This is a genomic window from Nguyenibacter vanlangensis (assembly GCF_013376155.1).
In the GTDB taxonomy this organism is placed as follows: Bacteria; Pseudomonadota; Alphaproteobacteria; order Acetobacterales; family Acetobacteraceae; genus Gluconacetobacter; species Gluconacetobacter vanlangensis.
This window is the reverse complement of sequence record NZ_JABXXP010000644.1, coordinates 1-1,568: the sequence shown is the minus strand read 5'-3', so window position 1 is coordinate 1,568 and position 1,568 is coordinate 1. Positions and strand designations below refer to the sequence as shown.

1 protein-coding gene is annotated in these 1,568 nt (G+C 68.3%); it reads right to left on the bottom strand.

Annotated features, from left to right (window positions below; all coding sequences use genetic code 11):
• Positions 1–136: 136 nt before the first annotated feature.
• Positions 137–1,568, bottom strand: a 1,432-nt coding sequence (locus tag HUK84_RS17580; RefSeq protein WP_176641407.1) for a glucan biosynthesis protein, incomplete at its 5' end; no start/stop codon positions are given.

Genomic DNA, 1,568 nt, shown 5'->3' with positions numbered 1-1,568 from the left:
CAGGCGGACAGCGACTGGACGTCCATCCGCAGGGGGGATTCGTCCGGCAGGGCGGGGAACCCGTCCGGCAGGCCCTGGGGCGCGGCCCCCGGCCCAGGGTGCGGCCCAGGGTGCGGCCCGGGGTGTTGAGCGGTGTCTAGGGCGTCCATCGATAGGTCCATTGTTCGGAGACCGGTCCGGCGTCATTGGCCAGGACGCAACTGAGTTCGGCGATCCTGGCGTCGCCCGGCACGAATTCGAAGGTGGTGCGCCAGCCGTGGATATTCGGGTTCGGTTCGACCACCACGTTGCGGATCGTGCCGGCCGAACTGCTGGGGACGAGATGGAATTTGGCGTCCGGCGGCAGGTTGGCGAACGGCGCCCCGTCGAAATCGATGTCGAAGAAGCGGGCGGTCTTGTCGTCGGTCACCGCGCCGACCCGGGTCGCGGCCACGCGGGCCAGCCTGGTCGGCCAGGGCGAGTCCCATCCCCAATACATGCGATAGGTGAAGGTGTATTCCCGCCCGGCTGTCAGGCCGCCCTTGGGGCGCCAGAACGAGACGATGTTGTCGTTGACCTCGTTCGGCGTGGGGATTTCGACCAGGTCGACCGCGCCGGCGCCCCAGTCGCCCACCGGTTCGATCCACAGCGAGGGCCGTTTTTCGTAATTCAGGGCCAGGTCCTCGAAATCGGCGAAGGCGCGCTTGCGCTGCATCAGCCCGAAGCCGCGCAGCGAATCGTCGGAGAAGGCCGAGAATTGCAGATCCTGCGGGTTGCGCAGCGGCCGCCATAATTGCTGGCCGCTGCCGGTCCAGATCGACAGGGCCTCGCTGTCATGCGCGGCGGGGCGCCAGTCATCGACATGGTTGCGGTCGTTGGCGTCGAAATAGAACATGCCCGTCAGCGGCGCGATCCCGGGTTCGGCGATCGCCGCGCGGGGATAGAGGGAGGATTGCACGTCGAAGGTCGTCATCTCGCCGGGGCGGATGGTGAAGCTGAACGCCCCGGCCACCGAGGGGCTGTCCAGCAGCGCGTGCACCACCACGGCATCGACGCCCGGCTGCGGCCGTTCCAGCCAGAAGGCGCGGAACAGGGCGAATTCCTCGCCCTTCGGGTTGCCGGTGCCGTCGGCGAAGCCGCGCGCCGACAGGCCGTAATTCTGCCCCTTGGCCACCGCGCGGAAATAGGATGCGCCGAGGAAGACGCAGAATTCCTCCATCACGCCCGGCGTGTTGATGGCATAGCGCAGGCGCAGCCCGGCGAAGCCCAGATCGTCGGTCACGCGCAGGGCGGGGTCGCCGTAGCTGAACAGGTCGGGATTATAGGGCACCGGCGCCGCCTTGCCGTCCACGACCTCATAGATCTCGATCCGCGGGCGGTACAGGAAGCCGCGCGGGAAGAATTCGACGTCGAAGGCCAGGTTCTGGCCGTGCCACAGCGCCTGGTCGGGCCGGTAGGCGATCGCGCGGTACTGGTCGAAATTCAGCTTGTCGATCGCCGCCGGCAGGGCCTGATCGGGCGCGCGGTAGGGGCGGCGCGACAGGGACTGGGCGATCTGCCGCACCGTGCCGCCGTCGAACGGACCGGTC